The sequence below is a fragment of the Pseudoalteromonas sp. 11L1 genome (assembly GCF_055397545.1).
Genome location: NZ_AP041141.1, coordinates 1,896,594 through 1,920,340 on the forward strand (window position 1 = coordinate 1,896,594; position 23,747 = coordinate 1,920,340).

Annotated in this window: 27 protein-coding genes; 10 read left to right on the forward strand and 17 right to left on the reverse strand. The window is 39.6% G+C overall.

The genetic code is table 11. The features are described 5' to 3' along the window. Nucleotides 1-22 precede the first annotated feature (22 nt). Nucleotides 23-1,096, forward strand: coding sequence for a phosphotransferase enzyme family protein (locus ACZ5WS_RS08765; protein WP_138604995.1), 1,074 nt, complete (start codon nt 23-25; stop codon nt 1,094-1,096). Between the two features lie 110 nt (nt 1,097-1,206). Here the strand turns inward: ACZ5WS_RS08765 and ACZ5WS_RS08770 are convergent, their stop codons facing one another. The 14 genes from ACZ5WS_RS08770 to leuS all read right to left on the reverse strand — a co-directional run bounded on the left by ACZ5WS_RS08770 (nt 1,207) and on the right by leuS (nt 14,328). Further along, nucleotides 1,207-1,446 carry an RNA recognition motif domain-containing protein gene (locus ACZ5WS_RS08770; RefSeq protein ID WP_008109433.1) on the reverse strand — a complete coding sequence of 80 codons (240 nt, stop codon included), beginning with the start codon at nt 1,444-1,446 and terminating at the stop codon, nt 1,207-1,209. A 138-nt stretch (nt 1,447-1,584) separates the two neighbouring features. Next, the gene (lipA, locus tag ACZ5WS_RS08775; RefSeq protein ID WP_138604994.1) at nt 1,585-2,550 is read right to left on the reverse strand and encodes a lipoyl synthase; all 966 of its coding nucleotides are present in this window, start codon (nt 2,548-2,550) and stop codon (nt 1,585-1,587) included. Then, a complete protein-coding gene (gene lipB, locus ACZ5WS_RS08780) occupies nt 2,547-3,200 on the reverse strand; it encodes a lipoyl(octanoyl) transferase LipB (protein ID WP_008109436.1) in 654 nt (217 codons plus the stop codon). The genes lipA and lipB overlap by 4 nt, the downstream gene beginning before the upstream one ends. A gap of 19 nt (nt 3,201-3,219) precedes the next feature. Continuing rightward, on the reverse strand, nt 3,220-3,498 hold the full coding sequence (gene ybeD / locus ACZ5WS_RS08785) for a DUF493 family protein YbeD (RefSeq protein WP_008109437.1): 279 nt from the start codon (nt 3,496-3,498) through the stop codon (nt 3,220-3,222). A gap of 209 nt (nt 3,499-3,707) precedes the next feature. Then, on the reverse strand, nt 3,708-4,868 hold the full coding sequence (locus ACZ5WS_RS08790) for a serine hydrolase (RefSeq protein WP_138604993.1): 1,161 nt from the start codon (nt 4,866-4,868) through the stop codon (nt 3,708-3,710). Between the two features lie 54 nt (nt 4,869-4,922). After that, nucleotides 4,923-5,684, reverse strand: a complete 762-nt coding sequence (locus ACZ5WS_RS08795) for a septal ring lytic transglycosylase RlpA family protein (protein WP_138604992.1) — start codon at nt 5,682-5,684, stop codon at nt 4,923-4,925. Further along, nucleotides 5,684-6,790: a rod shape-determining protein RodA gene (rodA, locus tag ACZ5WS_RS08800; protein WP_464707814.1), complete on the reverse strand. Its 1,107-nt coding sequence runs from the start codon at nt 6,788-6,790 to the stop codon at nt 5,684-5,686. Before rodA ends, ACZ5WS_RS08795 begins: the two co-directional genes overlap by 1 nt. Further along, a complete protein-coding gene (gene mrdA / locus ACZ5WS_RS08805) occupies nt 6,787-8,667 on the reverse strand; it encodes a penicillin-binding protein 2 (RefSeq protein ID WP_464707816.1) in 1,881 nt (626 codons plus the stop codon). Before mrdA ends, rodA begins: the two co-directional genes overlap by 4 nt. 9 nt (nt 8,668-8,676) lie before the next feature. After that, nucleotides 8,677-9,147 carry a 23S rRNA (pseudouridine(1915)-N(3))-methyltransferase RlmH gene (gene rlmH / locus ACZ5WS_RS08810; RefSeq protein WP_138604989.1) on the reverse strand — a complete coding sequence of 157 codons (471 nt, stop codon included), beginning with the start codon at nt 9,145-9,147 and terminating at the stop codon, nt 8,677-8,679. A gap of 37 nt (nt 9,148-9,184) precedes the next feature. Continuing rightward, nucleotides 9,185-9,502, reverse strand: a complete 318-nt coding sequence (gene rsfS, locus ACZ5WS_RS08815; protein ID WP_010388304.1) for a ribosome silencing factor — start codon at nt 9,500-9,502, stop codon at nt 9,185-9,187. A gap of 62 nt (nt 9,503-9,564) precedes the next feature. Beyond that, a complete protein-coding gene (gene nadD / locus ACZ5WS_RS08820; RefSeq protein WP_464707823.1) occupies nt 9,565-10,194 on the reverse strand; it encodes a nicotinate-nucleotide adenylyltransferase in 630 nt (209 codons plus the stop codon). A gap of 12 nt (nt 10,195-10,206) precedes the next feature. Next, nucleotides 10,207-11,247, reverse strand: a complete 1,041-nt coding sequence (gene holA, locus ACZ5WS_RS08825) for a DNA polymerase III subunit delta (protein WP_464707825.1) — start codon at nt 11,245-11,247, stop codon at nt 10,207-10,209. Then, nucleotides 11,247-11,738: an LPS-assembly lipoprotein LptE gene (locus ACZ5WS_RS08830; protein WP_464707828.1), complete on the reverse strand. Its 492-nt coding sequence runs from the start codon at nt 11,736-11,738 to the stop codon at nt 11,247-11,249. The genes holA and ACZ5WS_RS08830 overlap by 1 nt, the downstream gene beginning before the upstream one ends. Before the next feature lies 1 nt (nt 11,739). After that, on the reverse strand, nt 11,740-14,328 hold the full coding sequence (gene leuS / locus ACZ5WS_RS08835; RefSeq protein ID WP_464707831.1) for a leucine--tRNA ligase: 2,589 nt from the start codon (nt 14,326-14,328) through the stop codon (nt 11,740-11,742). Nucleotides 14,329-14,513: 185 nt separating this feature from the next. Between leuS and ACZ5WS_RS08840 the strand changes: the two genes are divergently transcribed. From ACZ5WS_RS08840 to ACZ5WS_RS08855, 4 genes are all read left to right on the forward strand, one after another. Next, nucleotides 14,514-14,972 (forward strand): zinc ribbon-containing protein, encoded by a 459-nt coding sequence (locus ACZ5WS_RS08840; protein WP_413402569.1) that lies wholly within the window; start codon nt 14,514-14,516, stop codon nt 14,970-14,972. Between the two features lie 76 nt (nt 14,973-15,048). Further along, nucleotides 15,049-17,478, forward strand: a complete 2,430-nt coding sequence (locus tag ACZ5WS_RS08845) for a Lon protease family protein (RefSeq protein ID WP_464707835.1) — start codon at nt 15,049-15,051, stop codon at nt 17,476-17,478. Further along, nucleotides 17,475-17,951, forward strand: coding sequence for an FKBP-type peptidyl-prolyl cis-trans isomerase (locus tag ACZ5WS_RS08850; RefSeq protein ID WP_010388321.1), 477 nt, complete (start codon nt 17,475-17,477; stop codon nt 17,949-17,951). The genes ACZ5WS_RS08845 and ACZ5WS_RS08850 overlap by 4 nt, the downstream gene beginning before the upstream one ends. Nucleotides 17,952-18,091: 140 nt before the next feature. Then, on the forward strand, nt 18,092-18,604 hold the full coding sequence (locus ACZ5WS_RS08855) for a hypothetical protein (protein WP_138604983.1): 513 nt from the start codon (nt 18,092-18,094) through the stop codon (nt 18,602-18,604). Nucleotides 18,605-18,660: 56 nt separating this feature from the next. Here ACZ5WS_RS08855 and ACZ5WS_RS08860 read toward each other — a convergent pair whose 3' ends face one another. Beyond that, nucleotides 18,661-19,185 carry a CIA30 family protein gene (locus ACZ5WS_RS08860; RefSeq protein ID WP_138604982.1) on the reverse strand — a complete coding sequence of 175 codons (525 nt, stop codon included), beginning with the start codon at nt 19,183-19,185 and terminating at the stop codon, nt 18,661-18,663. Nucleotides 19,186-19,332: 147 nt separating this feature from the next. On the opposite strand from ACZ5WS_RS08860, the gene ACZ5WS_RS08865 reads away from it, so the two are divergent. Next, nucleotides 19,333-19,908 carry a hypothetical protein gene (locus tag ACZ5WS_RS08865; RefSeq protein ID WP_138604981.1) on the forward strand — a complete coding sequence of 192 codons (576 nt, stop codon included), beginning with the start codon at nt 19,333-19,335 and terminating at the stop codon, nt 19,906-19,908. A gap of 17 nt (nt 19,909-19,925) precedes the next feature. Beyond that, the gene (locus ACZ5WS_RS08870; RefSeq protein WP_138604980.1) at nt 19,926-20,378 is read left to right on the forward strand and encodes an ATPase; all 453 of its coding nucleotides are present in this window, start codon (nt 19,926-19,928) and stop codon (nt 20,376-20,378) included. Nucleotides 20,379-20,445: 67 nt separating this feature from the next. Here the strand turns inward: ACZ5WS_RS08870 and ACZ5WS_RS08875 are convergent, their stop codons facing one another. Further along, nucleotides 20,446-20,994 carry a hypothetical protein gene (locus ACZ5WS_RS08875; RefSeq protein ID WP_138604979.1) on the reverse strand — a complete coding sequence of 183 codons (549 nt, stop codon included), beginning with the start codon at nt 20,992-20,994 and terminating at the stop codon, nt 20,446-20,448. Nucleotides 20,995-21,011: 17 nt separating this feature from the next. Next, nucleotides 21,012-21,587, reverse strand: a complete 576-nt coding sequence (locus tag ACZ5WS_RS08880; RefSeq protein WP_138604978.1) for a hypothetical protein — start codon at nt 21,585-21,587, stop codon at nt 21,012-21,014. A 233-nt stretch (nt 21,588-21,820) separates the two neighbouring features. On the opposite strand from ACZ5WS_RS08880, the gene ACZ5WS_RS08885 reads away from it, so the two are divergent. The 3 genes from ACZ5WS_RS08885 to ACZ5WS_RS08895 all read left to right on the forward strand — a co-directional run bounded on the left by ACZ5WS_RS08885 (nt 21,821) and on the right by ACZ5WS_RS08895 (nt 23,743). Beyond that, nucleotides 21,821-22,831 carry an RDD family protein gene (locus tag ACZ5WS_RS08885; RefSeq protein ID WP_138604977.1) on the forward strand — a complete coding sequence of 337 codons (1,011 nt, stop codon included), beginning with the start codon at nt 21,821-21,823 and terminating at the stop codon, nt 22,829-22,831. A 28-nt stretch (nt 22,832-22,859) separates the two neighbouring features. Then, nucleotides 22,860-22,997 carry a hypothetical protein gene (locus ACZ5WS_RS08890; RefSeq protein ID WP_171039584.1) on the forward strand — a complete coding sequence of 46 codons (138 nt, stop codon included), beginning with the start codon at nt 22,860-22,862 and terminating at the stop codon, nt 22,995-22,997. Nucleotides 22,998-23,458: 461 nt separating this feature from the next. After that, entirely contained in the window at nt 23,459-23,743 is a 285-nt protein-coding gene (locus ACZ5WS_RS08895; RefSeq protein WP_290171707.1) for a hypothetical protein, read from the forward strand. Nucleotides 23,744-23,747 lie beyond the last annotated feature (4 nt).

Below are 23,747 nucleotides of genomic sequence, written 5' to 3' on the forward strand. Positions count from 1 at the left end.
GGCGAAAAGAGTGAAGTAGAAAATGAATACAGTTCCTATAGAAGTTTATTTATCTGAGAGTTTTGGCCTTGACGAGAAGCATGCGAGCATAAAACCCATAGGCAGTGGGCATATAAATACTACTATGTTATTAAGTACTTCGAAGCGGTCACTGGTTGTACAAAAGCTCAATACGGTGGTGTTTCCAAAACCACAGTTACTTGTTGATAATGCGCGATTAATAGAGCAACACTTAAGTAAAAAACAACAAGCAGGTGAATTCAATCTAGCAATAGTACGCCATGTAGCGACGACTCAGAATGACTATTTAGTTAATAATGATGATGATACTTGGCGAGCACTTGAGTTTATTGGTGGCAGTTATAGTGAAGATGTGGTTAATACTGCTAGCCAGGCACAAACAGCGGCCAATGCATTTGGCCAATTTGCGCAAGCGCTACAAGACTTTGACGCGAACAATTTACATGCGGTTATTCCTAATTTTCATAACTTGGCCATGCGTGCAGAAGTATTCAAGCAAGTTGTTAGCACCGATCCTCATAAACGTTTGGCTCATTGTCAGGAAGAGGTTGATTTTTGCCTGTCGCAGCTTTCACTTATCGATGAGCTTAATGCCCTTGAGGGAAAAGTGCCTATTCGTGTGTGCCATAACGATACTAAAATAAACAACATGCTATTTTGCTTAGACTCTAATAATGCAAAAGCGGTGATAGATTTAGATACCTGTATGCCTGGTTATTGGCTTAACGATTTTGGTGATATGGTCAGAACATTTTGCTCTGCAGAGCAAGAAGATTCAACGGCGCTTGAAAAGGTAGGTGTTCGTGAAGATATTTTTGCAGCGATTGTTAAAGGCTATGTTGAGCCCTTAAAGGCGGTATTGACGCCCGCCGAGAAACAAAGCTTTTGGTTAGGTGCTAAAGTGATGCCCTTTATGATTGGCTTACGATTTTTAACTGATTATATAGATGGTGATAATTACTTTAGCGTTAAACATAAGAGACACAACTTAGATCGCGCAAAAAACCAATTTGCCTTATACAAGGATATAGTAAGTAAGCAGCAGGTCTTAAAAGGGATTTTGACTCAGGTATAAACCCAATTAATTATATTGCTCAAAGCGTCATAACTAAAACTTTGAGCAATATAAATTGAGGTTAAATATTGAAAGTATGTGTTAACTTGCAACACCTCAATTTTTACTTATTAAGCATCCGCTAGTTTTACACGGATTTTGCTTTTGTCTACTGTGGTTTGATTAAGCGCTTTAATTGCGCCTTTAACTTCAATGTCATTAGGCATTTCTACAAAGGCAAAGCCTTTAGATTGGCCTGTTTCTTTATCGAGTACCAAGTTACAGGTGGTCACTTTACCGTGAGCCGTAAATAACGTACGAAGTTCATGCTCAGTAGTGGCACGTGATAAGTTACGAACTAATAATTTCATATATAACCTAAATAATGGGTTCAAGCATAATTATCTCAAGTAACCTTGCTTTAACCTAACGTTATTTTATAAACAGTAAAAATAACTGCTAAAAAACAAAAAACCGCCTAATGGCGGTTTTTTATACATTGCGAGAGATTACTTTACTTCTTTACCTGCCGCTTGTTGATCTGCATGATAGCTTGAACGTACAAACGGGCCTGAAGCGGCGTGTGTAAAGCCAATTTCATCAGCATATTCTTTTAATGCGTCAAATTCAGCTGGTGGCACGTAACGCTTAACGGGTAAGTGGTGCTTAGACGGTTGTAGGTATTGCCCTACAGTAAGCATATCAACGTCATGAGCACGTAAATCGCGAAGTACTTCCTCGATTTCGCTAATTTCTTCACCAAGGCCAACCATTAAGCCTGATTTTGTTTTAACCTCAGGGTGGGCTTCTTTAAAGCGACGTAATAATTCAAGAGACCATTTATAGTCAGCACCCGGGCGCGCAAGTTTGTATAAACGTGGCGCCGTTTCTAAGTTGTGATTAAATACATCTGGCGGCGTTTCAATTAAAATTTCTAACGCTCTGTCCATACGGCCACGAAAATCGGGCACTAAAATCTCAATGGTAATTTCTGGATTATGCTTACGAATTTCGCGGATACAATCAGCAAAGTGCTGAGCACCACCGTCACGTAAATCATCACGGTCTACAGAAGTAATAACTACATAGCTTAACTTCATGTCTTTAATGGTCAGTGCCAGCTTTTCAGGCTCAGCGGCATCAGGTTTTAATGGGCGACCATGTGCAACGTCACAAAATGGACAACGACGTGTACAAATAGCCCCTAAAATCATAAAGGTCGCTGTACCGTGGTTAAAACACTCTGATAAGTTAGGACACGAAGCTTCTTCACATACAGAGTGAAGGCCATGCTTACGCATTGCTTGTTTTATGCCGTCAATTCGCTCGGTTGACTTAGGTAAGCGAATTTTAAGCCACTCTGGCTTACGGAGCATTTCGGTTTTTTCTGTTGGTAAAACTTTAACGGGGATCAACGCCATTTTTTCTGCGTCGCGTAGTTTTACACCTGGTTCCATTTTGACTGGTTTATTCATTCGTTTTCAAACCCTTCAGTATGCTTAACCTGTGTTGCATTAAGCTTCTTGATCATGTGTTTTACCAGCCCTTCACCTGCAGCTTCAAGGTTTTGAGGGCCATTTAGTTCTTTAGTTTGCACCATATTCATGCCCGCATAACCACATGGGTTGATGCGTAAAAATGGACTTAGATCCATATTAACATTTAATGCCAAGCCATGAAATGAGCAGCCACGACGAACTCGTAAACCTAAAGAAGCAATTTTACTGTCGTTAACGTAAACACCAGGAGCATCCGCTTTCGCGTATGCATCTATGGCGAACTCTGCAAGGGATTCAATGATGCACTCTTCAAGCCAAGTAACTAGCTCTCGCACCCCAATTTTTAAACGACGTAAATTAAATAATACATACATCATTTGCTGACCAGGGCCGTGGTAAGTCACCTGTCCACCGCGGTCAACTTTAATCACTTCTATGTCACCTGGGGCGAGTAAGTGCTCATCTTTACCGGCTTGGCCTTGGGTAAATACACTTTCATGCTCTACCAACCAAATTTCATCTGGCGTATTTTCATCACGGGTGTCGGTAAAGTCTTGCATTTTTTGCCAAATCGGCATGTAACGCTGACGACCCAGTTGGCGTACGATTAGGGTGTTTTCGCTCACAACAAATCTCAACTATAGCTTAAAGCATATGGCGCACGTCATCGATATTGCTGATCACGTTGTAAATTTCTTCAATGTGTTTGCCGCTTGTTACTGTGGCTACTAAAGTGACTGACTCATAGTTACCTTTACTGCTCGGTTTTACTTTTGGCGCATAATCACCCGGGGCGATAGGTTGTAACTTTTCTAAAATTTGATCAGTTAAGTTTACGTTTGCTAAACCCATAATTTTAAATGTAAACGGGCAAGGGTACTCTAGGTACTCATCAAATTTAGTGTTTTTAACAGGTTCAACCACGACGGGAACTCCTCAAACAAAAGTGTTGGCTCAACTTATACGTTAAGCTTAGAACTGAAAGGCTAATGACAATCTTGAAATGATGTTACTTTTGACCTAAGCCAACGATAGTCATTCAATACGATTGGTATATATGGGGCGCATTCTAGCACTTTTCAAGCAAAAAAAAACGCCTCACAGAAGAGGCGTTCATATTACTTTACTCGTGCTTACATTATTTGTAAGCGTAAGTAGTCATATATTTTACTGAAGAAGCTACCTTCTTGTATTTCTTCAAGTGTAACTAGCGGATATTGTGCAATATCTTCGCCTTCAAGTTGTAAAAACAGCGTGCCTACTTTAGTGCCTTTAGCTAAAGGTGCTTCGAGCGTATCGTCAAGCTCAAAGTTTGCTTTCAGGTTTTTATGTTGGCCACGAGGGATTGTAATAGGGGTGTCTTCTAAAATACCTAAAGAGACATTCTCTTTGTTACCCATCCAGATGCGTTGCTCTGCAAAACTATCGCCCGCTTTGTAAGGCGTAATTGTTTCAAAAAAGCGGAAACCGTAGTTAAGCAGTTTTTTACTTTCAACTTTACGCGCACGCTCACTTGAAGTACCCATAACTACCGCAATTAAACGCATGTCATTTTTTGTTGCCGAGGTGACTAAGCTGTAACCCGCATCAGATGTATGGCCTGTTTTAATACCATCAACATCTAAGCTTTCATCCCATAACAACGAGTTACGGTTATATTGCTTTATACCATTAAAAGTAAAAGATTTTTCTTTATATAGGGCGTATTCATCCGGCACATCTTTGATTAAGGCTGCACCAAGTGTGGCCATATCGCGTGGCGTTGTGTAGTGCTCGTCTGTATCAAGACCGTGACTATTAATAAAGTGAGTATTTGTCATGCCTATCTTTTCAGCATGGGCATTCATTAAATCTGCAAAGGCACTTTCGCTGCCTGCAATATGCTCAGCCATAGCAACACAGGCATCATTACCCGATTGTACAATAATACCGTGATTAAGATCATCTACGCTAACTTGCTTACCCACTTCAATAAACATTTTAGATGATTCAGGAAAGTTTTTTGCCCATGCTTTTTCGCTAATAGTCACCATATCGGTAGGTGCGATATTACCTGCATTAATCTCTGTACCAATTACGTAACTAGTCATCATTTTAGTTAAGCTAGCAGGAGCAAGTTTTGTATCAGCTTCACCTTCTGCAATAACTTTACCTGTGGTGAAATCCACCAAAAAGTAACCTTTAGCATTAACTTGAGGGGGGGCTGGAATAATTTGTGCGGTGGCTGAAAAGACGGCGGCAGAACAGACTAAGCCGCAAACACCAGTAAGAATTTTATGTTTAATAGATTTCATCATACTCATTAATGGTTAAAGTTAAAAATATGCATTCTCCCTATTCTAAAGGGCTTACTGAGTGTAAAGCAAGAACGCGTTCTGAAATTGATTTTGTTTTAATGTTTCTAATACTTGTTGCGCGTGTTGGGCATCTTTTATCGGCCCTAAGTGCAATCTATAAATAGCGTCTTTTTCGACGATATTTGTTGGTAATTTATACTGCTCTCGTAGTGTGTGTGCCAATGCTTCTATGTTGGCTAAGGTACTGCCGGCTGCTACTTGAACATAGGTTTTTCGTGCACGGGTATCTGCGAGGGTAATCGCTTCAAGCTTAACCTTTGCTGTACCGTATTTATGGTAGCCAAGTTTATAGGCAGCAGCATAGGAAAGATCAATGATTCTATCATCATGAAAGGGCCCACGATCATTAACCCGTACTATAACAGATTGGCCATTGGCTGTATTTGTTACGCGTACAAAACTCGGTAATGGTAAGGTTTTATGGGCTGCCGTCATAGCAAACATATCGTAAACTTCGCCGTTAGAGGTATGATAACCATGAAACTTTCGGCCATACCATGAAGCAATGCCCGTTTCTGAATAACCGGTTTCATCGAGCATAGGGGTATAACGTTTGCCCAACACTTCGTAAGGGCGTGTGGTGCTCGCGCTTTTTATAACTTTAGTGACAATAGCATCTTGCATTTCTAATTCAGTTGGTGCTCGCAGTGGTGCGGCATCATGACGCATACTATAACGACTACTTGAACTGCTGCACGCACTCAAAAAGAGGCTAACGAGTGTAATAATTATAAGTTGTTTATAAAGGCGCATTATTTTAAGAGCATCCTTTTATCTGTGGCAATCGACATAATAATGCCAAATGCAGCCATTAAGGTAACCATTGAGGTGCCACCATAGCTAATCAATGGTAATGGCACACCTACAACGGGTAACAAGCCCGAAACCATGCCAATGTTTACAAAAATATAAACGAAAAATGTCAGAATGAGTGAGCCCGCGAGTAACTTGCCAAAGGCATCTTGGGCATTAACGGCAATATAAAGTCCGCGACCAATAATGAATAGGTATAGGCTCAGTAAAACACACACACCGAACAGGCCAAACTCCTCACTCAGTACTGAAAAAATAAAATCAGTATGTCTTTCAGGTAAAAATTCTAGTTGTGATTGTGTGCCTTGCAACCAGCCTTTGCCTTCTATACCGCCTGAGCCAATAGCAATTTTTGATTGAATTATATGATAGCCAGAACCAAGCGGATCGCTCTCTGGATCTAAAAAGGTCAGTACTCTTTGCTTTTGATAATCATGCATACCATAGTGCCAAAACGGCCATGCCGCTAAGGCAACAACAGAGCTTAAGAAGCCAATTAAACGCCAACTCAAGCCAGATAAAAACAACACAAATACACCTGAACTAGCAATCAAAATTGAGGTGCCCAAATCAGGCTGTTCTTTAATAAGTAGGGTAGGTAGCATAACAATGGCAAAACCAATCACTAAATGCAGCGCTCGAGGGGGTAAATGATTACGGCCAATATACCAAGCCACCATCATAGGAACCGCTAATTTCATCAGCTCTGAGGGTTGAAAGCGGGTAATACCTAAATCTAACCAGCGTTGAGCGCCTTTAGAGCTTACACCAAATAGTAGTACTCCAACTAGCATGAGTAACCCTAGGCAATACATGGGAATGACTAAGCGTTTTAACGTAGCGGGGGGGATTTGCGCTAAAACAAACATTCCAATAATTGCACCTGCCATGCGGGTTACATGGCGGATCATCATAGCCGAGTCTTGGCCAGAGGCACTATAAACGATAGTGATGCTGCCAGCCATCATCAGTAATAAAGCAATTAAAAGTGGCAAGTCGATATGCAGGCGTAGCCAAATAGAACGCTTATTATGTAAAGCCGTCATGGTACTTTACTCCCTGAGGATTGAATTGGGTTAGCTGCAAAATAATAATCCATTAATTGACGGGCAATAGGCGCACCTACTGAGCTTCCCCCACCGGTATTTTCTACCACAATAGAGACCACTATTTGTGGGTTGTTGTAGGGGGCAAAACCGACGTAAATGGCGTTATCACGTTGGCGCTCTTTAAGTGCATCGGCGTCGTAACGCTCGCCTTGAGCAATACTGACTACTTGGGCTGTACCGGTTTTACCTGCTGGATCGTAGGTAGCGCCTTTAAACGCACGATGGGCAGTTCCGGTGGTTTTTTTAACGGTGTTATGCATGGCATCAATCGCGATGCGCCAGTTATCTTCATTATTGAGTACAACAGGTGGCTTTTCTTCATTATTGAGCTGAGTAATTTGATCTTCTTTTTTAGCAACTTGCACTAAATGAGGAGGGTGATTTATCCCTCTGTTAACTAAAATATTAGTGGCATTCGCTATTTGAATGGGGGTGGCAGTCCAATAACCTTGGCCAATTCCTACAGAAATAGTATCGCCACGCCACCAAGACTCTTTAAAACGAGCTTCTTTCCACTCTTTTGAGGGTAAAATAGCAGTTGTTTCTTCATGAATATCAATACCGGATAACTCACCAAAACCAAAACGGGCCATAAAATTACTTATTTTGGTGATCCCCATGCGATACGCTGCATCGTAAAAGTAGGTATCGCATGACTCTTCTATTGCTTTGTAAACATCTACATGGCCATGGCCCCAACGTCTCCAATCTCGCCATCTATGCTCTACGTTTGGTATTTGAAAAAAACCTGGATCCCACATGGTAGTGGTTTCTTGCACTATGTTTTCTTCTAATGCCAAAATAGCCATGTGCGGCTTAATAGTCGATGCGGGTGCATAGCGTCCTTGAGTGGTACGGTTTATAAGTGGGCGATCTGGATTAAGTAGGGCTTTGTAGTCTTTACTACTAATACCGTGCACAAATAAATTGGGGTCATAACTTGGGTTTGAATAAAGCGCTAGAACACCGCCATCTTTTGCATCCATTACCACAATAGCGCCGCGCATATCTTTAAGTGCATGTTGGGCTATTTGTTGTAAACCAATGTCGAGAGTAAGTACTAAGTCGTCACCCGGCTGCGGTGGATCCATGTTTAAGGTGCGAATAATACGGCCACGGTTGTTTACTTCAACTCGCTGTGAGCCGACCTGACCATGTAGTAACGGCTCGTAATACTTTTCGATACCTAGCTTGCCAATATCATGAGTCGCTCTGTAATTGGTGGCTTCACCTTGTTGTTCAAGTTTGTTTAGTTCTTTTCTATTGAGCTTAGCAACATAGCCTAAGGCATGAGTTAAGGTGTCGCCAAAAGGGTAGTATCTCGCTAGACGCGCTTCAATACTAAACCCTGGGAATTTATGTTGGTTTACTGAAAACATCGCTACTTCGTTTTCGTTCAAGCGAGCTTTGAGGACTTGGCTTTTAAAACGTCGAGTATGCTTTATATCATCAAGAAAATCAGCTTGTTGTTGCTCGGTGATTTCAATAATTTTGCTGATAGACTTCAAAGAGGCGGTTAAATCATCAACTTCTTCGGGGATCACTTCAAGGTTATAAACGGGCTTGTTTTCAGCTAGTAAAACACCGTTACGGTCGTAAATAAGTCCGCGATTAGGTGCAATAGGGATTACTTTTATGCGGTTATCGTTAGAGCGAGTTTGGTAATCTTGGTGGTCGTCAACTTGAATGGTGTACAAGTTAGACAATAATATGGCTACTAAGGCTAATATAAGAATAAAACCCACAAATGCACGCCGAGCAAATAAATTAGCTTCTGCTGAGTGGTCGCGAATAGTGGGTCTTCGTTTTAGCATGGCAAGAAACTACTCGCGATGATAAGGGTGGTTGTTATTTAAGCTCCAGCCTCTGTAAAGACTTTCAGCAACAATAATGCGTACCAAAGGGTGTGGGAGCGTTAAATTTGATAACGACCATTTTTGTTCAGAGGCCGCAATACACTCGGGAGCTAAGCCTTCTGGTCCGCCAATCAGTAAACTGACATCGCGACCATCAAGTTGCCACTTTTCCATGTTTTTCGCTAGCTGGTGAGTATCCAGTGGTTTACCAGTTACTTCTAGTGTGACAATACGATTGCCTTTAGGTATAGCGGCTAAGGTTTTTTCACCTTCAATGTGCAAAATACGCTTTATATCTGCGTTTTTGCCACGTTTACCTGCAGGTATTTCGATTAGTTCCAGTGCCATATCTTTGGGAAAGCGGCGCTGATATTCTGCAAAACCTGTTTCTACCCATGCTGGCATTTTTGTACCAACAGCAATCATTTGTATTTTCACGACGTTACTTCCAAGCGTTGTCTAAAATAGGGAGCTATTAGCCCCAAAGCTTTTCTAGATCGTAATAGCTACGTGCTTGATCTTGCATAACGTGAACAATCACATCACCTAAATCAACTAATGCCCATTCGCCATCGCTTTGGCCTTCGTAGCCTAATGGCTCTTCACCAGCGTGACGAGCTTCTTTTGCTAAGTTATCAGCAATTGACAATACATGACGTCTTGATGTGCCTGAACATACAATCATGTAATCGGTTACGTCTGAAGTGCCAGTTACGTCAAGTTGAATCACATCACGTGCTTTCATATCGTCAATTTTGTCTAGTGCAAAAGCGAGTAGTTGTTTCGAATCCAAGGTTTTGTCTCAATTTAAAATTTAATAGCGGTTATTTTAACACGCCGAGGGGTTTATACCAATCACTCTTGATAAAGCTGGTGCTGCTCAATATAGTGACTCACGGTGTCGGGTAATAGTTCACTCTTTTTAATACTTTTTTTAAGCGTTTGACGGATAGTACTGGATGCGGCATCCAGTTGCTTACCTTCTAAAAAGTAAAGGTGTCCGCCATTTTTTTCGTTCAGTAGGGAAATGTTTTTGGTCACAGCCTGTTGTTTGTAGTTTTTAAGTTCACCTTGTACATCACAGTTTTGACCTGGGCGTTGATACACCACTACATGGCATAGACTCGTTATCGTTTGCCACTTATACCATTTATCAAGGTTGTTGAATGAGTCCATGCCAATTAAAAATAAAATAGGGGTATCGGGATTTTCAGCTCTTAGCTCTTGCAAGCTTAATAAAGAATACGACGGGCCGCTGCGTTTTAGTTCTCGTAAATCAAGCTTAAACTGCGAATATGGTTTAATTGCGGTTTTAAGCATTGCAATACGATGCTCGGTGCTGATACCCGGTGCCGCTTTGTGCGTGGGTATTGCACAGGGCATAAAATAAAGTGAGTGTAATTCAAAAGTAGCCACACATTGCTGCGCCATATTAAGGTGCCCCAAATGAACTGGGTCAAAAGTGCCACCAAAAATTGCAATCATGGTATTTTTCCTTTACTGACGGTTAGTATGGCACGGCAATGGAATATCGAGCGGCTGGCAAAATTTAATACAAATATGTGCTAATGCTTGATAGGGGGCAATTAATACACCTTGTTTGTAGCTTGCATCAAATAATGCCAGTTCACTGCTAATACTTTCAAGGGTGTGAATATTTAGTCTGTTTATCGCTGTTTGTACCGGCGTTTGCTGATTTTTCCAAATCGCTTTTTGTTTAAACAGCGTCGCTAATGACTCACCTTGCAATAACCCTTGTTGTACACCTATTAAGGTATTTAAATCTTTATTGATGGCCCATAAAATACTCACTACTTCAGTGTTATCACTGGCAAGCTTATTTAATACTTTTATTGCTTGTGTAGTATGGCCGTTTAGCAGGGCATCACTTAAATCAAAAATATCGAATTTAGATTGGTTTAGTAGCCCTTGCATTACCAGTTGTTGGGTAATGAGAGCGTCACCATGTATTAGCGACAGCTTTTCAAGCTCTTGGAAACAAGCCAGTAAATTGCCTTCAGTGGCATTAATTAAACTGAGCTTAGCCTCGTTTTGTAAATTAAGTGACAAGCGTTGGCACTGTTCATCAAGCCAACGTTTTAAGTGATTACCACTAAGCGGATAGCAGGGTACAAATAGCCCTTGCTTATCGAGTGCTTTAAACCATGCACCGCGCTGCACATCTTGGCTGGCTTTGACGCCTTTAACTATTAAAATGGTGTCAGGGTTTTCAAGCTCAACGATTTTTTTAAAGGTGTTTGCGCCGGGTGTACCGGGTTTTTGCTGGTTTAAATCAAGCTCAATAATCGTACGCGCACTAAATAACGACATACTTTGGTATTGCGCTATGATTTCTTGCCAATCAAAGCCTTGGGCTAAAGTGAATTTAATTACTTCATCAAAGCCTTGCGCTTTTGCGCTGTCGCGTATGAACTGTATACATTGCGCTTCTTGAAAAGGCTCTTCACCAAAAACCAAATAAAAAGGTTTTAACCCCTTTTTTAATTCGCTAGGTAGCTGATTTGCATAACAACGCATTATAGTTGCGACAACTCTCTAACAATTCGACGACTTGCTTGCTGGCGAATTTCGCTGATCAGCAGTTCAAGCTCTTTTGCTTTAGCTAGTGCGTTGTCAGGGTCATCTTGGTAGTTACGGTAAAGCTCAAAGCGTTTTTCAATGGCTTCTTGTTTTGGGCGTTTTACAACATAACTTACACTGTATGCCAGTTCATATTCAGCTACTTGTCCGTTTTGAAACAACGACAAGGTTTGGCGCTCTAGCTGCTCTTTAAATAAATAAAGTTGCGCTGACTGTTTACTCGCAGGGACTAAAGTAACATCGCTCATGGTCAGCTCTGTCTGCAAATAGCTAAACAATGCTGATTTTTGATCATCACCGACCAGAGTTAGCTGTTTTAAATCATCGGGTAGGCTTGATGCTTTTTTAAGGTGAAAGCCACAGCTCGATAACAAAAAACAGACTAGCACTAAGGCTAGTCCGTTTTTAATGGCATTTAAAGCAGCCATATTAGTTAGCTACCACGTTAAGTAATTTACCTGGTACATAAATAACTTTGCGTATTGTTGCACCATCAGTAAATTTAGTGACGTTAGATTCTGCAAACGCAAGTGCTTCTACTTGCTCTTGCGTTGCATCAGCTGCAACCGTTAGTTTTGCACGTAATTTACCGTTTACTTGTACGATGATTAATTTTTCATCTTCAACTAGGGCAGATTCGTCAACTTTTGGCCATGCTGCATCTAAAATATCACCTTCTTTACCTAGATCTTGCCATAACTGATGCGATAAATGCGGTGTTATTGGTGCTAGCATAATAAGCAATGCTTCTAATGCCTCGTTAGCAATGGCAACATCTTGAGTATCGTTTAATGGCGCTTTTAATAACTTATTAGATAGCTCCATAATTGCGGCAATTGCCGTATTGAATGTTTGACGACGTTCAACATCATCACTCACTTTTGCAATCGCTTTATGTAGCTCACGGCGAAGTACTTTTTGCGGATTTGTAAGCGCTGATTTATCAAGTGCTTGGAAGCCAACCGTTTTAACATCTACCGCGTATTTCCATACACGCTTTAAGAAACGGTGCGCGCCTTCAACCCCTGAATCTGACCATTCAAGTGTTTGCTCTGGTGGTGCTGTAAACATCATGAATAAACGCACGGTATCTGCACCGTATTGGGCAATTACTTCTTGTGGGTCTATGCCGTTGTTTTTAGACTTAGACATTTTGCTCATGCCTGATGAGAATACAGGTTCACCATCATCGACGTGCCATGCCTTGGTTACACGGCCTTTATCGTCGGTTTCGGTATTTACATCACTTGGCGAAATCCATACATCGCCGCCTTTTTCATCTTTACGATAAAATGTTTCGGCAAGTACCATGCCTTGGCAAAGTAAACGGTCGAATGGCTCGTCTGAATTAACTAAACCAAAGTCACGTAATAATTTATGGAAAAAGCGCGAGTATAATAAATGTAAAATTGCATGCTCAATACCACCAATGTATTGGTTTACTGGTAACCAGTAGTTAGCTGCTGCTGGATCTAACATGCCTTCGTCATGGCGCGGGCTACAGTAGCGAGCGTAATACCATGATGATTCCATAAAGGTGTCAAAAGTATCAGTTTCATGAGTGGCAGGTACACCATTTACAGTCGTTTTAGCCCATTCTGGGTCGGCTTTAATTGGTGAGGTAACGCCATTCATTACCACATCTTCTGGTAAACGCACTGGTAGCATATCTTCAATGGCAGCAAGCTCATTACCGTTTTCATCACTCAGCATTGGAATTGGCGAACCCCAATAACGCTGACGGCTTACGCCCCAATCGCGTAGACGGAAGTTTACTTTACGCTCACCCACACCTAATGCTTCTAGTTTGTCGGCAACAGCATTAAAGGCGTTTTCAAAATCAAGGCCATCAAATTCACCCGAGTTTACTAATACCCCTTTTTCGGTGAATGCTTCTTGGGCTAGGTTTACTTCAAGCTCAGAGCCTTCAGCAGGGGCAATAACTTGTTTAATATCGAGGCCGTAGGCTGTTGCAAATTCAAAGTCACGTTGGTCGTGCGCAGGTACTGCCATTACCGCACCTGAGCCGTAATGCATTAATACAAAGTTAGCAACCCAAATTGGTACTTGCTCGCCCGTTAATGGATGAGTAGCGTAGAAGCCCGTTGCGATGCCTTTTTTCTCCATGGTTGCCATGTCTGCTTCGGCAACTTTGGTGTTTTTGCATTCTTCAACAAACATTGCAATCGCGTCGCTATTTTTCGCCGCTTCTTGTGCAATAGGGTGGCCACCGGCAACGGCTAGGTATGTTACACCCATAAATGTATCTGGGCGCGTAGTGTATACGCTAAATTTTTCGTTGTTATCGGTACGGGTAAATTCTATGTCTAAGCCTTCAGAACGACCAATCCAGTTGCGCTGCATGGTTTTAACTTGCTCAGGCCAGTCTTCTAGCTTGTCTAAATCGTCTAATAGCTCTTGTGCGTAGTCGGTAATTTTGATAAACCACTGAGGAATTTCTTTTTGTTCTACTACCGCACCTGAACGCCAACCGCGGCCGTCAATTACTTGCTCGTTAGCTAGTACAGTTTGATCGACCGGATCCCAGTTAACCGTTGACATTTTTTTGTACACTAGGCCTTTTTCGTAAAGCTTAGTGAAAAACCATTGTTCCCATTTGTAATATTCTGGGTGGCAGGTTGCAATTTCGCGATCCCAATCGTAGCCAAAACCTAATTGTTTAAGCTGGTTACGCATGTAATCAATATTTTCGTAAGTCCACTTGGCAGGGGCTGTTTTATTTTTAATAGCCGCGTTTTCTGCAGGTAAACCAAACGCATCCCAACCCATAGGTTGCATTACGTTTTTGCCTTGCAAGCGCTGGAAGCGAGAAACCACGTCACCAATGGTGTAGTTACGCACATGACCCATATGCAGTCGACCACTTGGGTAAGGAAACATTGAGAGGCAATAGTATTTTTCTTTGCTCTCATCTTCTGTGGCTTTAAATACTTGGTTTTCTTCCCAGTAGCGTTGGACTTTTGACTCTATGTCTTGTGGGTTATATTGCTCTTGCATTTACGTTTCCAAACTTCTTGCATACTAATAAAAAATTGTCGATAGGATACCCCAAATAAAGCGCTATTCACAGCGTCAAAGCGGCGCTTTTTGTAAATTTGCGAGTAAATTAGTTTTCAGTACAGGTTAACCTATACTTATCTATGATATAGAGTGAATTAGTAGACGTTTTGAAGGAGTATAAAATGGCAGATTACAGAGCATGGCTTAGTGATTTAACCGATTGGTTAAAAGATGTCAAAGAGCATGAGGTTAAAGCTGCAGTAAAGCGATTTATTGAATCTGAGCAGGCACTTAAAGATTTAGGTGAAGAAAAATATCAGCTTTATCGTAATTACTTAATGCGTGATATCTCTCATCTACAAGAAAATAACAGCTACTATAATTCGCTTGCATGGCAGGAGCTTAAAGAGTCGTTGTGGTTTGAACTTTCTCACATTGAAGACAAAACACAGCTTGAATGGCGGTCATTAAGTGAAGATTTTAAGCATAATGGTGTTTATCACGCAGGTGAATGGATAGCCATGGGCACATTAGTATGTAAGAATTGCAACCATAGTTATGATGTTTACCATGCAACGCAAATTATTCCTTGTACACAGTGTGATGGCATCTATTTCAGCCGCCAGGCTTTACAACCCTAAATATAAATATTGAGTGGCTGTAGGCCACTCAATATGCCCAAATCTAGCAATTAAGCTGGTAAAAAAAGAAGTTAGAATGACGAAAAAACTGCTGCCACTACCCGTATCAAATCTTGCACCGAGTATTTCTTCGAGCCATGTAAGCACTTGCATGAGCAACCCATACCCTGAGCAACTTACCTTTATAGGCCAACAACGTGCGCAAAGTGCGTTGGACTTCTCTTTAGGAATGGACCTACCTGGTTATAATGTTTACGTAATGGGAGAGGCGGCACACGGGCGTTTTACCTTAGTAAAAGACAAATTAAAACAACATGCTAAAGAGCGCACAACACCGCATGAATGGCTTTATGTTAATAACTACGACGATCACCGTGAGCCTATTGCGTTATTTATGCATGCAGGGCAAAGCAAACAATTAGCCGATGATATTGACTCATTTATTGATGAAGTACTCGACACCTTTCCTGCTGCATTTGATAACCCAGCTTATCAGCGCAAGAAAAAATCGATAGACCGTGAGTTTAACGATGCTTACGATGGCGCAATTACCGCGGTAGAAATAGCTGCGCTTGAGCAAAGTGTGGCACTAATTGAAGAAAAAGGCGTAGTCGGCTTTGCACCGCTAATTGATGGTAAGCAACTTACCGATAATGAATTTTCTGATTTGGAAGATGATTTACGCGAGATGTTTTTTGAGCGTATAGAAAAATTAGAAGATGCCCTCATTGAAGCGCTTATTGAGTTACCGCGCTGGAAACGTGAATCCAAAGAAAAGCTTCGCAACCTTAAAAAATCTACTGCTGAGCAAGCCACTAAACCGTTATTAAAAGATTTAGAACATAAATACGCCAGCTATATTGGTGTGCTGCGTTATTTAAAAGACATACGTGTAGAAATTATTGATGCCGTGCTCGAATGGCTTGATGATGAAGGTGAAAGCGAAGAAAACAAAGAAGACTTTGACCGTAAAGGCATGCTTACCGACTTTTTTGCGCCAAATATTTTGGTTGAATACAAAGAAGGCGATGCAGCACCAGTTGTGTATGAACCTAATCCAACCTTTGGTAATATTTTTGGTAAAATTGAATATGCCACATCGCAAGGGTCGTTAATTACCAGCTATCGCTCAATTCAGCCAGGTGCGCTGCACCGCGCCAATGGCGGCTATTTAATTATGGACGCTGAAAAAGTAATGGCTCAACCCCAAGTGTGGGATGGGTTAAAACTATCGCTAAAAACCCATCAAATTAAAAATGATTTACCATACCAAGACAGTGTTGTTGGCAGCAGCTTTACGCTTCGCCCGCAGTTAATACCGCTTGATGTAAAAATTATTCTACTTGGCTCACGTGAACTTTATTACACCATAGGTGAATACGATGAAGAGTTTGCCGAGTTATTTAGAGTACTTGCCGATTTTGATTATTACTTACCAAGTAGCGATAAGCTGCAGTATCAGTTTATTACTAAGGTGAGCGATTACTGCGAACAAACATTAAAGTGCACGTTAAACGAATCCGCAATGGTGCGATTACTTAAATTTAGTTATCGCCAAGCTGAGCACCATAATAAACTTTCTGCCCGTTTTGCCGATGTACTAGAGCTTGTGGCTGAGGCCAGTTTTTACGCTAAGCAAGATAAGTTGACGGTGATTGATGCTCGCCATATTGACGAAGCCATACAAGGCAAGCAGTACCGTACAGGGCAAATTAGCGAAAACATGCTCAGCGATATAAAAGAAGGGCACACTTTAATAGCAACCGACGGGCAAGCCGTAGGTAAAGTTAATGGTTTAACGGTACTGCACATTGGTGACACCTCATTTGGCACACCTGCACGCATTACTGCAACCGTTTATGCTGGCGCTGACGGCGTTATTGATGTGGAACGCGAAGCTGAGCTGGGTAAAGCAATTCACTCAAAAGGGGTGATGCTGCTTACCGGTTATTTAGGTAACAAATACGCGCAACACTTTAGCTTAACACTCAGTGCGAATATCGCTATTGAACAAAGTTATGGCTACATAGATGGTGATAGCGCCTCTCTTGCTGAACTTTGTGCGCTAATTTCGGCCATTACGAGCTTACCTATCAGTCAATCTATTGCTCTAACCGGTTCGATTAACCAACATGGTGATGTACAGGCCATTGGTGGTGTAAACGAGAAAATAGAAGGTTTCTTTAAGCTATGTAAAATGCGCGGCTTAACGGGTGAGCAAGGGGTTATTATTCCTAAATCGAATCAAGTTAATTTGGTGCTTGATGACGAAATACTCAATGCCGTTGAACTGGGTAAGTTTAATATTTATGCTGTGGAAACCGTTGACCAAGCATTAAACTTATTAATGGATATTGAAGCGGGTGATATGGTTGATGAACACTACCCAGAAGATTCGGTTAATGGCATCGCATTAGCGCGATTAAAAGACATTGCTGATATTGTTAATGGCGATAACAGCGACGAGAAAGATCACGACTCGGAAGATGAAAAAGGGGAGTTATGATCAATATAATTTTACTGATTGTTATCGCTATTTTTTGCGTTTTAATTTTTAAAAATAGTAAAAAAGCCAAGCAGCAAGCAATCGCAAACGCACAGATTGAAAGTGATTATTTAATTGCCAATGTAAAAACTGAAGGCGTACATGAAACGGCTTCTGGCTTGCAATATAAAATAATCCATAAAGGACAGAGCGAAAATACACCTAGCCCAACGAGTATGGTTAAAGTGCATTATCATGGCACTTTAATCGACGGCACTGTATTTGACAGCTCAGTGGAGCGCAAAACTCCGATTAGCTTTGGTTTGCACCAAGTTATAAAAGGTTGGACAGAAGGCCTACAACTGATGAGCCCGGGGGATAAATTTCAGTTTTATATACCGCATCAGCTCGCCTATGGTGAAAAGCGAGTAGGGAGTATTCCTCCTGCATCATTGCTTATTTTTGAGGTGGAATTACTGGCTATAGAGTCGTAATTTTAAGGTAAAAAATACTTTAAGCCCTGCTTTAATCAAGTAGGGCTTTTTTATTTGCTCTTATCAGTCAATCCTACTCAAGAATTTAAAATATCAGTCGATACCTAAAATAGTGACAAATTCATTTTAGGGATAAAATAATGAAGATTTCAACCGCCTCAATTCAATATCAAGCATCTAATTATAACAATCAGCCTTTAATAGAATCAGAACAGCAACACATTGATGATAAATCAGAGGAAGAGCCTGACTATGTTTTATCAGAGTTTTTAGATGCTAAGGTTCAAAAATACAGCGAAGATAACGCAACATTTGCTGAGCAATATCAAAATTTAGAAAAGGCATATAAATATTTCACCCAGCAAGTGGTTGCATTGCAAGAGCAAGTAAATAAGCTTAAGCAGAGTACGGTACAACGCAGTTTAACCATTGATAATAGCCAATATGGGCCAGCTGAAGACGATAGTCGCTTAACTATGGATGCTGAGCATATGGGAGCTAAAAAGTATAAAACCGAGCAACAACAAGAAGAGATAAATAGATTGGAGCTGCAACTTAGTGAGGTAAAGTCTCAGCAGGCAGCAATAAAACAACAAATTATTGAGCTAGTAATCAACGAAATGAAAAGGCGAGGCGACGACTTTACTATTTAACCAAAGTCTAACTGTATTAGTTCAGGTTATTTAACCTTGTAATGTACGCAGAAAAGTTAGTTTTTAAACTCAATTTTTTCAACCTCAAGCCTAAATTCTCCCGCCTGTTTACCTGCAATCATAAACCCAAGCTGCCTTACATCTTTAAAGTTAATTGTAGGTTGTTGTTCAAGTAAGCGGCCGCGATAAGTAAGCTGAAAATCCTCAGGTAAAAACTCAATATTAAGCCACTCGCTCTTTGTGGTACTAAACGAGCGGGTATAAGCCGCCCCATCCATGTACTCATTAGTTCTTAAACGTAATTGGTAGGTTTGACCATCGCCCTTAACACGCAGCACTATTTTAGTAATGTTTTGGTTTTTTACATCTAATAGCGTTCGGATAGAAGCAAACCCTCCATTGTTTGCAAGCGATACGTTGCCTGTAAACACTAAATTGCCGTCATTTTGTAAAACCTGACTATTAGAAATGCCACCCATCACCGAATCATTAACCACATACCAGCGAGCATTGGCATTTGCCTCGGTGGTGGCAAACAGTAAGTTAAAAACAAAAAGTGATGAGAGTTGTTTGGCGGTCATGAGTAATTCCTTAAAACCATTATTAACAGTAATACGTTTTGATGTAATAATTGTTCACTTGATTATTTTAATACTGGGATAAGGTAATCCTTGATTAAAATACTGACCAAATTAAAGACGTTATAAAATATAAGGATATTAATTTATATGACAAAAAAGCCTGTGATTCTCATTATCATAGCATTTATTGTTATGATGCTCGGCCCTGTTGGTATTTATGAGTGGTACACTTCAATCGATCCCTCCTTTATCCCTAACCGTTTTTATGACTTTTTAAGTTCTTGGGTTTTAGGCTTTATTACTATTTCTTTAGTGTGTGCCTTTCTATTTCATTTAATAAAAACGCCAAATGCAAAAGAAGAGTTTAATACTCACTTTGATCAAGAAGGGGTTATCCTTAAATATTTAAGTATCATTATGATACCTATTTTGCTGTATGCATATCTTTGGGCTGTCATTTGTGCGCCGATTCAACTATGGGCGCATTATCATTTAGGCGATTATTGGTCTGAAGAATATATCTTAGTTGAGTCTGAAGCTTGTTATAGCGATTATGAGCCGAATTGCGTTCGTTTACTCTTTGCAGATATATCTACAAACAAACAGCATACCATCAGGTGGTATTTAGATAAGCACAAGGTTTTAAAACTTAAAAATACAAAAGTGAACTTAGTCGGCGAAAAAAGTTACTTTGGCTATCTTGTTAACGAAATACAATGGTAAAAACCAAAGGGAATTAAATGGACACTAATAATTTTAACGAGAGTATAAAAGGCTTTTTTTGGGGCGTCGGGTTTGTAATAGCTATACTTGGCGGCATTAGTGCGTTCGCCCTTACAATCGCCGCTGATGTTGACAGTGGATTTAAAACAATGGTTTCTAATAAAGCATTAGAAACAAGTGATGAAATTAATAATGATTATAAACTAACCCTTTCTGCAATATATAAAGAAAATGGTCAAGTAAGAATCGCGGCTGAATTAAAAAATATTACTAACGAGAGCATTTATACGGGAACCGTTATTGCTTCTACATTTGACGAAAGTGGTAAGTTTATTGGTAACTGTGTAGGCAAAAGCACAGACAGCTTTCTAGAACCTAGCGAAGTTAGCTATGTTGACATTAAATGCAATTTATTTAGATCACAAGCAAGTAAAGTTCACTCGACAAAGCTTAAAATTAAGTGGTTTTAGGGTAAGTTTAAATAAAAAGAGCCATACGAAGTATGACTCTTTTTTATTTGAAATAGATGTAATAGAGTTATTTTATTGAGGCAATAAACTCTTCATCTGCATATAGGTTTGTTAGTAATTTTTGAACTAACTCTACGTAGCTTTTTTGACCATTAGGGATGGCGATCGCTCCCATAAATGAAGAGTCAAAAGTGTGTTCGGCCATTATTTCTTTTTCGAATAAGATAATGTTCTCTTCTGAGACGATAAAGTTTACTTTTATAAATGAACTTCCCTCTGAGAAACCCGAAACATCAATATCTTGGTCAATTACTTTGCCAGTTACTTGCTTTTTAGCAACACCAGACCAAAGCTTGGCTAACTTAAGCTCTTGCAATAAAGCATTTTCAATATATTTACCATAACTGTTACCTACAGATGAAATAAGAGGTGAGCCTCTAAGTGAAATTTTATTTAGTTTCTTTTCAGATTTAATTGTGCCAACAGATAGAGGGGAAACTGTTTCTTGCTTTAATTTTGAAACGTTACCAATGTCTGCACTATAAGGAGGCACTTGAATTGTACATGCACTTAAGAATAAAACCCCGATTAATCCTATTGAACTTCTATACTTCATTTTAATTCTTTCCTTACTCATAGTTTTGACTGCTCTAACTCTACAATTAGTTTGTTAAATGCTTCTTCTGTTGCACGCTTTGCTGATAAAGAAAAGTCGTTTTTAAACTCATCAAATTCAGCTTTGCCAAAACCTTTAACTTCAGTATTCCATGCTATATCGCCATTGTTATTTAAAGTTTTACAGTTTAACGTGAAAGTAAACTCTGTAGGTGGCCATGTAAATAAACTATCTGAACTAGATTCAGTTGTTATTGTAGGTATAAACACATATTCAATTTTATTGTCTTGTAAAAATGTATTATCAGTTAATGATTCAAGCTTATAAACGTTTTCAAATTTATTAGAAAGTACAGTATATAATGCAGCTTCTGTGTCTTTATAAGGTTTGTAACTAACATTATCGCCACCACCGCCAGGTGTTTTTACTTGTTTTTTAATATCATCTTCAGAAATATAATAACCTACAACGGATATTGATTTACTTTCTGAAAGCTGAAGTTTCTCAGTGTCTGGATTTAAACTTATCTGGTGGGCACAGCCACTTAAAACAAGTACCGAAAACAAGAAAAACATGTTAGTTAATAACTTCAAAATATACTCCATATATTTAATTTTTAAAGAAAAAGTAGTTCCATCGATAATATATGTTTTGTAGTTGCATTGTAAATAATGTTAACTTTATATTTGTAAATGGTTGTAACTTTTGTATTTAATAATTTTTGGTTTTGAGGTGTTTTTATTTTAAATAGAGATGAGTTCGCTTGAGCAAAAATTAAAAAGCGCGTAATTTAACCGCGTCACCTATTTTAATAACAAGTATAATAATGAAAGCACAAGAATTAGAACAATTAGCGTTATCTAAAGCCGAAACCAGAGAAGTGATCACGCCGTATGCCTTTAAGGTTGATAATGCTTTACTTGGCTTGCCTTTGGCTTCGCCGACTCGGCGCGTATTAGCTATGATTATAGATGTTGCATTAATATTTTTAGCTGCAAAGCTCAGTGCAACTATTATTGCATTCGTTGCTGCGATGGCGTTTTACAAAGGAACGGCGCAGCAATACCTTCCTAAAATGTCGAGTGTGTGGCGAAGAATATTAAAAATAGTAGCAGCAAGTATTTTATTTGTAAGCGCTCTTGCTGTGCTTTCAATTGGTATAGATTATTTAGAAGGCGATGACTCTGATCAAGGCTTAACTGTTCAAGGCTTAAAAATACAGGATGACATTCAGCTTACCTCCACAGAAAAAAAGCAGGTAAATGCTTACTTAGTGCAAACAGCAGACGAAAGCTGTGAGCAATCTTGTCAACAAAATGCACTTGATAACTTGATAGGGCAAGTACCCAAATTAGCCGAAATGGACGACCTACAAAACCCACAACTTGCAAAAGCATTTTTACAATTATTAGTGCTTGGTGAAAATAACGGATTAAAGCTTGCGCAGTTAACAGAAGATAAACCCGCACAAACAACCACACACAGTATTTTGCAGTGGGGTAAAGGGATCATTCAAGATTTAGGTTTGGGTTTTGGCTGGGCGGCTGTGTACTTCACACTGTTTTCTTTATTATGGCGCGGTCAAACCCCTGGTAAAAAGCTCTGTAACACCAGAGTGGTTGCATTAAGTGGTGAATCACTGGGTTTACTTGATTGTTTTGGCCGCTACGGTGGTTACGGTGCAGGTTTTGCCACTGGCTTGTTAGGTTTTTTACAAGTTTACTGGGATCCAAACAGGCAAGCCATTCAAGATAAAATATCAGCCACGGTAGTTATTCAAGGGAATGTGAACCAAGTTGTAAATGTGCAAACAGTAGAAGAGACTGTAAAAAGTTAACTCTGTTTCATAACTTACAAGGATGGTTATGAAAGTTTTATTGATTGTATTTATTAATCTGTATTTTATTACGGTTGCGTATGCTTCAGAAAATATTGTGTTAGCAAAAGCGCATCAGCTTAAGTCTGTTGTTTTAGATGAGCAACGCAGCTTCAGCATTTTTTGAAAATAAAAGCACACAAGAGCAATAATTTAATTATAAATCAACGTAACTTTGAATGTGGAACTCATGGCACAGTCGCTGCACTTAGTTGGTATTATGGGTTAAAAAGTATACTTAAAAAATAATTTTATCATTGAAGTTGAATTGGAGTTTAATTGCTAAATATAAAGCACAAAGAGTTTCATAAAAGCTTTTTATATCTATTAATTATATTCGCACTAATGAGCTATTTAGTGTTGCTCATTGGATGGTACGAGTTTAACGATCCTGCTTTTATTGCTAATGAGCGATTACATTTTATAGAGCTAGCAGTGCTACCTATATTAACCATGGCAGTAATATATACATTATTTAAAAAGTATAGGTGTGATCACAACTTTAATTATTTAATAACTCGTCACTTTTTTAAAGGTAGCAGGCTAGTAAAAGGATTTTTGATAGTAATGTACCCTTGTTTGATCTATATGGCGTTGTGGAAATTTAGCGTAGTTCCCATTATGTATTATGCTGAAAATAATTTAGGCGAACTGTGGTCTGAAGAATATTTTTTAACTGATGTAACTACATGTATTATAAATGATCAGCAGCAATGTATAACATTAAACATTGCTGATTTATCCACTGGTGAAGAGCATTCGTTTAGATGGTACTTAGATACGGACGAGCTACAAACACTTAAAAACAAAAATATAAATTTAGTCGGTGAAAAAAGTTACTTTGGCAATCTTGTTAACGAAATACAATGGTAAAAAC

Coding starts and splice junctions, on each gene's coding strand:
- ACZ5WS_RS08765 (WP_138604995.1), top strand. CDS start 23: ATGAATACAGTTCCTATAGAAGTTTATTTATCTGAGAGTTTTGGCCTT.
- ACZ5WS_RS08770 (WP_008109433.1), bottom strand. CDS start 1,446: ATGAAATTATTAGTTCGTAACTTATCACGTGCCACTACTGAGCATGAA.
- lipA (WP_138604994.1), bottom strand. CDS start 2,550: ATGAATAAACCAGTCAAAATGGAACCAGGTGTAAAACTACGCGACGCA.
- ACZ5WS_RS08790 (WP_138604993.1), bottom strand. CDS start 4,868: ATGAAATCTATTAAACATAAAATTCTTACTGGTGTTTGCGGCTTAGTC.
- ACZ5WS_RS08795 (WP_138604992.1), bottom strand. CDS start 5,684: ATGCGCCTTTATAAACAACTTATAATTATTACACTCGTTAGCCTCTTT.
- rodA (WP_464707814.1), bottom strand. CDS start 6,790: ATGACGGCTTTACATAATAAGCGTTCTATTTGGCTACGCCTGCATATC.
- mrdA (WP_464707816.1), bottom strand. CDS start 8,667: ATGCTAAAACGAAGACCCACTATTCGCGACCACTCAGCAGAAGCTAAT.
- nadD (WP_464707823.1), bottom strand. CDS start 10,194: ATGATTGCAATTTTTGGTGGCACTTTTGACCCAGTTCATTTGGGGCAC.
- holA (WP_464707825.1), bottom strand. CDS start 11,247: ATGCGTTGTTATGCAAATCAGCTACCTAGCGAATTAAAAAAGGGGTTA.
- ACZ5WS_RS08830 (WP_464707828.1), bottom strand. CDS start 11,738: ATGGCTGCTTTAAATGCCATTAAAAACGGACTAGCCTTAGTGCTAGTC.
- leuS (WP_464707831.1), bottom strand. CDS start 14,328: ATGCAAGAGCAATATAACCCACAAGACATAGAGTCAAAAGTCCAACGC.
- ACZ5WS_RS08840 (WP_413402569.1), top strand. CDS start 14,514: ATGGCAGATTACAGAGCATGGCTTAGTGATTTAACCGATTGGTTAAAA.
- ACZ5WS_RS08845 (WP_464707835.1), top strand. CDS start 15,049: ATGACGAAAAAACTGCTGCCACTACCCGTATCAAATCTTGCACCGAGT.
- ACZ5WS_RS08850 (WP_010388321.1), top strand. CDS start 17,475: ATGATCAATATAATTTTACTGATTGTTATCGCTATTTTTTGCGTTTTA.
- ACZ5WS_RS08855 (WP_138604983.1), top strand. CDS start 18,092: ATGAAGATTTCAACCGCCTCAATTCAATATCAAGCATCTAATTATAAC.
- ACZ5WS_RS08860 (WP_138604982.1), bottom strand. CDS start 19,185: ATGACCGCCAAACAACTCTCATCACTTTTTGTTTTTAACTTACTGTTT.
- ACZ5WS_RS08865 (WP_138604981.1), top strand. CDS start 19,333: ATGACAAAAAAGCCTGTGATTCTCATTATCATAGCATTTATTGTTATG.
- ACZ5WS_RS08870 (WP_138604980.1), top strand. CDS start 19,926: ATGGACACTAATAATTTTAACGAGAGTATAAAAGGCTTTTTTTGGGGC.
- ACZ5WS_RS08875 (WP_138604979.1), bottom strand. CDS start 20,994: ATGAAGTATAGAAGTTCAATAGGATTAATCGGGGTTTTATTCTTAAGT.
- ACZ5WS_RS08885 (WP_138604977.1), top strand. CDS start 21,821: ATGAAAGCACAAGAATTAGAACAATTAGCGTTATCTAAAGCCGAAACC.
- ACZ5WS_RS08890 (WP_171039584.1), top strand. CDS start 22,860: ATGAAAGTTTTATTGATTGTATTTATTAATCTGTATTTTATTACGGTT.
- ACZ5WS_RS08895 (WP_290171707.1), top strand. CDS start 23,459: ATGGCGTTGTGGAAATTTAGCGTAGTTCCCATTATGTATTATGCTGAA.